Origin of the sequence: Micromonospora sp. B11E3, from assembly GCF_039871625.1 — a bacterium.
Taxonomy (GTDB): domain Bacteria; phylum Actinomycetota; class Actinomycetes; order Mycobacteriales; family Micromonosporaceae; genus Micromonospora.
On record NZ_JBDPMC010000149.1, the window covers coordinates 1 to 5,962 of the forward strand.

Below are 5,962 nucleotides of genomic sequence, written 5' to 3' on the forward strand. Positions count from 1 at the left end.
AAGGCGCCGGCGTACACGGCTGGAAGCAGGCCCTGAACTCACTGGAAATCTTCTTCCCGGGCCGCATCCCCGTCGATGTCCGATAGTTAGACAGGATAGGACGTTACACAGAAAATCGGACAGGCCCCGAGGCGCTCGGCGAACCCGGTCAGGCCTGTCGCCGTGCGTTCGGTCAGGCCGGCGACCCAGCCGGTGGACACCGGCGCGCCGAGCAGGTCGGCCAGGATCTGCGCCGTCCGCGCCACCGGGATGTGATGGGCGACCAGCAGATACACCGCCACCGCCGCCACCGACGTGCCGTACTGCACCGGCGCGGCGACCTGCGCCGGCGCAGGTCGCGGCGGTGACCTGCCCACACCCGGCGTACCGGCACGACACCAGACGATGCTCGAGCACCCGCAGCCGGATCTGCGGCAACTCGAACACCTGCCGCCGTACCTGCCCGACCATCTCGGCGGCAGCAAGAGCCGCGCCACAGCCACCACACCCGGCCGGACGATGCTCCACCACCTCGTCCGGATCGTCCACCAGCGACAACGCCGCACCCGGCGCACCCGGCTGCTTGCCCGGCCCGGCCCCAGACGACCGCCGAGACGACCGCGGCGGCGGCTTCGCGAGACCATCCGACGACGGCGGCTTCGACGAATTCCGCGAGTTCAGCCCCAACCGCCGCTCAAGCTCAGCCACCCGCGCCTGCAACAACTCGATCTGCCGCTGCTGCTGCACCACCAACGCCGCAAGCTCGTCATAGCTCGGCCGGCCAGCAACCTCCACAACCGGACACCCTGCCCGAAACCCCGCAGACGATCAAGTCCCCGACCCACCACCTGAACAGTCACGATTCGTCGTAGCTGGATCAACCGTCTCGGCGCCATTTCCGCTGATACTCCTTGACGTGGTACCAACCAGGCGCTAATAATACCGCTATGAGTACCTGTGGTCCGTGTCACTCCGGTGAGAGGTAGCTGCACTTCGGGCCACCAGGCCAGGCCGTGCAGAGCGCGCCGAGCGGCCACGGAAGCTGGGTGCTCACCAAGGACAGCCGCGCGGGGCCCGTTTCCCCACGCACTGGTGCGGTGACACCGTGGCCCACCCCCACCGGCCCCGGCCCCGCCCCAGCCGCCGCAAGAACTGAGGAGATGTGATGAAGAGAGCCGGCATCGCCGCGGCCTGCGTGATGGCCCTGGCATCGACCTTGGCCGCGTGCGCGGGTGAAGGCCCGTCGGGAGGACAGGCCGGGTCCACCACCGAGAAGCTCGTCGAGGAGGCGAAGGCAAACACCGAGGCCGCGCTCGCCGGGACGGACCGCCCGCTGCCGAAGGGTGGCCCCCGGGCGCAGTCCGGCAAGACCGTCTGGGCGATCGCGTGCACCACCCAGGGCGCTGGATGCCTCCTGCCTGCCGAGGGCTTCCTCGAAGCCGCAAAGAAGCTCGGCTGGACCGGGAAGCTCATCGACGGTAAGGCCGACCCGGGTGTGTACAACTCGCAGCTTCGCGCAGCGGGCGCGGCCTCTGTGGACGCGGTGGCGTTGTTCGGCGTCGATTGCTCGGCAGTAAAAGGCTCGATCGAGGCGATTCAGCGCGACGGCGTCAAGGTGATCGGATCCAACGCCCTCGACTGCGACGACGACTACAGCCGGGGCGGAAAGCCGCTGTTCGACGCATACCTGCCCTGGGGTGAGGATCTCATCTCCTACAACGACTACCTCAGCACGGTCGTCGGACCGACCATTGCCGACTGGGTGATCGCCAAGACCGCCGGAAAGGCGGAGATCATCCAGATGCGCCAGGACGACAGCGCGACCCTGCGCCTCATCGGCGAGTCGCAGGAGAAGCGGCTCGGCGAGTGTGGCGGCTGCACAGTCCACAAGGTCTCCTACACCGGAGCCGACCTGCTCGGCGGGAAGCTCCAGGCGAAGGCGAGCGCGGCGCTTCAGAAGTACCCGAACGCCAGCGTCGTCATGGTCCCTACGGACGCGGCGATCACGCTCGGCGTGGGTGCCGCGGCCGGCCAGGCACGGGCGGCCGGCCGTAAGGACCTCCTGCTGGTGGGGAACGAAGGGGTCCCGTCATCGATCAAGCTGCTGCGGGACGGCACGCAGTCCTACGCGATCGGCCGGCCGCTGACGTGGACCGGATGGGCGACGGCAGACGCTCTCAACCGGCTCTTCGCCGGTGAGAAGCCTGTGGATCCGGGCATCGGTGTCGGCAGCATGGACGCCGGTCATCTGCCGACGACGGACGTTTACGACGGCAACCCGAAGTCCTCTGGGTACCAGGCCAACTATGCGAGCAGCTGGGGTGTGGGCTGAGTGGCCGGCCCCGAGACCGGCGCTGCAGCGAGTGGCCTCGAGTTTCAGGGTGTATCGAAGTCCTTTCCCGGGACGCGCGCCCTCGCCGACATCAGCTTCGCTGTCCGCCCGAGCGAGTTCCATGCCCTCGTCGGCGGCAACGGATCCGGCAAGTCGACACTCATCAAGATCCTCGCCGGCGTCTATCAGGGAGACCCCGGCGGTGTGATCCGGCTGGGCGATACCACTTCGCAGTCGGATCACGTGACCCCGCGGTGGTCGAGGGCTGCGGGCATACGGTTTGTACACCAGGATCTCGGGCTGTTCCCCCAGTTGTCCGTGACCGAGAACGTCCTGGCTGGAACGTCGTACCCGCGTCGGAGGGGCGGCATCGACTGGGGCATGGCGCATCGAACCGTTCAGGGTTTGCTCGACTCCCTTGGCATCGAGGTCGCAGCGCGCTCGTTCGTCCGGGACCTGCGTCCAGCGGATCAAACCCTGATCGCGGTCGCTCGCTGTCTGAGCGATCGCCAAACCAGTTCGATTCATTTGCTGGTGCTCGACGAGCCGACCACTCGGCTTCCCGCGGACGAAGTCCATGGCTTGCTCGAGCGTCTCAGGTCGTACAGCCGAGGCGGCCAGAGCATTCTCTACGTGTCTCACCGACTGGACGAGGTCCTGGAGTACGCCGACACGATCACCGTGCTGCGCGACGGACGGCACATCGACACCCGCTCGGCGAGCGAGCACGACCGGTCCACCATTGTCGAGGCGATCGCCGGTCAAGCGCAGGCGCACCTTTCCCGACGGGTGAACAAGTCCGTGCCGGGAGCGCCGGTCCTCAGTGTCGAGGGCCTCACCGGCGGGCCCCTGCGTGACGTGTCCCTCTCGGTGGACGCCGGTGAGGTCGTCGCGATCGCGGGTCTGGTCGGCAGTGGACGTACCAGCCTGATGCGGAACATCTACGGCGCCGTGAAGCCGGCCGCGGGGACAGTTGTGGTCAACGGCCACCCGCTGAGTCCGGGCAATGTCGCCGAGGCGCTGGATCGCGGCATCTCCTTCGTTCCGGAGGACCGCGCTCGGGACGGTGCTTTTCTGGACCTCGGTCTTCGCGAGAACCTCTCCGCGACCACGGTGCGTCGGTATCGCCGCCTCGGCTGGTTCCGGCGCGGGCAGGAGACCGGTGACGCCTCTCGTGACGTCGTCACCTACCGAATTCGAACTCCGGGGACGATCACCCCAATGGTAAAGCTCTCCGGTGGCAATCAGCAGAAGGCCGTCATCGCCAGAGCCATGAGGACCTCGCCCTCAGTGCTGCTCTTGGACGAGCCGACACAGGGAGTGGACGTCGGCGCGCGAAGCGACATCTACGCGCAGATCGAAAGTGCCGTGGACGCCGGTTCCGGAGTCCTGCTCGCGACATCGGACCTGGACGAGTTGTTGCACCTCGCCGATCGAGTCGTCGTACTGACCGCCGGCAAGATCTCCGATCAGGCGGCCGGAGACGAAATCACGAGGACATGGATCTACGAAAACGTCTACAACGCGGGAGACGGAAAGTAATGAACCATAGCACCGAACAACTCGATCCCGTGCGTGCGCCGTCGCCGGACCAACCGGATGGTACGCGCTCAGGGGTCCACTGGGCGGCGTCGATCATGCCGATTGTGGAGCGCTTCGGTCTGCTCATACTGCTCGTTGCGGTAGTCGTCTTCTTCGCCGTCTACCCGGCAACGTCACAGATCTTTCCGACGATGGCCAACTTCAAGAATATCGCAGCCAACGAGGCGGTCCTCATCGTGGTTGCGCTGGCCGTGCTCGTTCCGATGGTGGCGCACCGATTCGACCTCTCGGCGGGCGCTGTGGTTGCGCTCGCATCGATCGCCGCAGCGAAGGCGACCACGTCGATGGAGCTGCCACTGGCTGTCGGGGTCGTGGTGGGCATCGGCGTGGGCCTCGTCGTGGGCCTGGTGAACGGGGCGTTGATCGCGTATTGCCGAGCCAATTCGCTGGTCATTACTCTCGGCATGTCCACCCTGTTGATCGGGGCCGGCGCGTACTGGTCTGGATACCAAACGCTGGTAGGTGTCCCGCAATCGCTGACGAGTTTCGGCAGCGGATTCTGGCTGAATGTGCCTAAGTCCGTGTGGTTGGTGGTCTGTGTCGCGCTGGGCGTCTCCTACCTGCTGGGCATGACGGTGTACGGGAGGCGGCTGTTGTCGATCGGATCCAACGAATCGGCAGCGAACCTGGTGGGCATGCCGGTACAGCGAACCGTCATGACCGCCTTCGCCGTCTCCGGCGGTCTGGCCGGGCTGGCAGGAGTCCTCCTTCTCGCTCGCACCGGCAGTGCGGCATCGGGTGTCGGTACCGGCTACCTGCTTCCCGCCCTCGCGGCGATCTTTCTTGGATCAACGACGATCAGGCCAGGCCGGTTCACTGTGGCCGGAACCCTCACCGGCGTGTTCTTTGTGGCGGTCAGCATCAATGGACTGACGCTGGCCGGCACCGAGGACTGGGTTGAGCCCGTGTTCAACGGCGGCGCCGTCATCGTCGCTGTTGCGATCTCCTCGTTGCTCACACATCGACGGCTGACCGGCTCGCCGCGTCAGTACAAATGTTGAAAGGTCAGCTTGAATCGGCTGGGAGGTTCAGGCCGGTGTGGGTCAGGAAGCCGTTGAGGAGCAATTGGTCGGGTGGCCCGGGGGAGTCTCACCCCGGGGCTCCCACAGAACGGAGCGCGACAGTCTCCCGTCACTCCGCTCTTCTCATCGAGTCCACACGAACTCGCGCGCCCGGGCCCAGTGCATGAACAAGCCGGGTTCTCGTTCGAGAATCCCGGACCACCACGCCTTGAACCGTTTGAAGGAGCGCAGCCTTCGGTACTTCGGCCGACGGCGGCGGCTGTCGTGATGGCGGCGACGCTCGCGGTGGTGAGCGCACCGGTCTGCTGGGCAGCGGTCTGCGCGGTCAGCAGCAGTCCTGCGGCGACGGCCGCGAGGAGTCCCGCACCAGGCCAGTCCGCCCGTTCCCGTCGTGGCAGGCGGGCGGTGAGCGGCCAGCACCGGGGGGATGACGGCGATGGACAGCACGGGCAGGACCAGCGCCGCCCGCCACGACCAGTGCGTCGCCGCCGCGCCGGCCAGCGGCGCGGTGGCGGAGAACCCGGCGAGGCAGGCGCCGAAGGCGGCCAGCGCGGCCGGGCGGCGGGCGTCGGGCAGCCGGGCGGTGCCGGCGAGCGCGGTGGCGGTGATCGCCCCGGAGCCAGGGAGACGGGACCGGACGAGGCGGGACGCAGGGGATGCTCGTCGCACGAGCACCCACCGAGCACCCAAACGTCCACAAGAGACGAAAAACCAAGGGGCCCGACCCGCGTTTCCGCAGGTCGTGTGTCACGAACGCTGAAGGAGGGTTCGAGAGTGGTGTAGATCCTTCTGGATGCGGTGCTGTGCAAGTGATGGAGGTAGGTCCTCCGGGATCGCCCTGCAGGGGGAGGTTCCAAACCACCGCAGGCTGCGTCGGTTAAGTGCCGTTCGTGGTGAGCGCTGTCAATCCCCTGAAAGCGTGGAGGGCTGTTTAAGCTGCCTGAGCCAGGCGGGCTTGGGCGATGAAGCGTTCGTAGTCGATGGGTGACATGCCGTCGCAGGCGCTGTGGCGTCGGCGGGTGTTGTA

The 5,962-nt window shown here is 66.9% G+C and carries 5 protein-coding genes and 1 pseudogene; 3 read left to right on the forward strand and 3 right to left on the reverse strand.

Annotated elements, in window-relative coordinates:
- Nucleotides 1-86 precede the first annotated feature (86 nt).
- Together ABGB16_RS32845 and ABGB16_RS32850 are read right to left on the reverse strand one after the other, a co-directional pair.
- Entirely contained in the window at nucleotides 87-623 is a 537-nt protein-coding gene (locus tag ABGB16_RS32845; protein WP_347671956.1) for a transposase, read from the reverse strand.
- Nucleotides 553-732, reverse strand: a pseudogene (locus ABGB16_RS32850) (DUF6444 domain-containing protein); the annotation flags it as partial. The pseudogene ABGB16_RS32850 and the gene ABGB16_RS32845, both read right to left, overlap by 71 nt.
- Before the next feature lie 412 nt (nucleotides 733-1,144).
- Here ABGB16_RS32850 and ABGB16_RS32855 point away from each other — a divergent pair.
- Genes ABGB16_RS32855 through ABGB16_RS32865 form a run of 3 tightly spaced genes read left to right on the forward strand, consistent with a single transcriptional unit; the run spans nucleotide 1,145 to nucleotide 4,914 of the window.
- Nucleotides 1,145-2,311: a substrate-binding domain-containing protein gene (locus ABGB16_RS32855; RefSeq protein WP_347671957.1), complete on the forward strand. Its 1,167-nt coding sequence runs from the start codon at nucleotides 1,145-1,147 to the stop codon at nucleotides 2,309-2,311.
- Nucleotides 2,312-3,853, forward strand: coding sequence for a sugar ABC transporter ATP-binding protein (locus ABGB16_RS32860; protein WP_347671958.1), 1,542 nt, complete (start codon nucleotides 2,312-2,314; stop codon nucleotides 3,851-3,853).
- Complete coding sequence (locus ABGB16_RS32865) at nucleotides 3,853-4,914, forward strand: ABC transporter permease (RefSeq protein ID WP_347671959.1); 1,062 nt, start codon at nucleotides 3,853-3,855, stop codon at nucleotides 4,912-4,914. Before ABGB16_RS32860 ends, ABGB16_RS32865 begins: the two co-directional genes overlap by 1 nt.
- A gap of 144 nt (nucleotides 4,915-5,058) precedes the next feature.
- Here the strand turns inward: ABGB16_RS32865 and ABGB16_RS32870 are convergent, their stop codons facing one another.
- Nucleotides 5,059-5,604, reverse strand: a complete 546-nt coding sequence (locus ABGB16_RS32870; RefSeq protein ID WP_347671960.1) for a hypothetical protein — start codon at nucleotides 5,602-5,604, stop codon at nucleotides 5,059-5,061.
- Nucleotides 5,605-5,962: the final 358 nt, after the last annotated feature.

Bases quoted from the DNA above. Each gene is read 5' to 3' on its own strand.
- ABGB16_RS32845 (WP_347671956.1), bottom strand. From the start codon at position 623: ATGGTCTCGCGAAGCCGCCGCCGCGGTCGTCTCGGCGGTCGTCTGGGG.
- ABGB16_RS32855 (WP_347671957.1), top strand. From the start codon at position 1,145: ATGAAGAGAGCCGGCATCGCCGCGGCCTGCGTGATGGCCCTGGCATCG.
- ABGB16_RS32865 (WP_347671959.1), top strand. From the start codon at position 3,853: ATGAACCATAGCACCGAACAACTCGATCCCGTGCGTGCGCCGTCGCCG.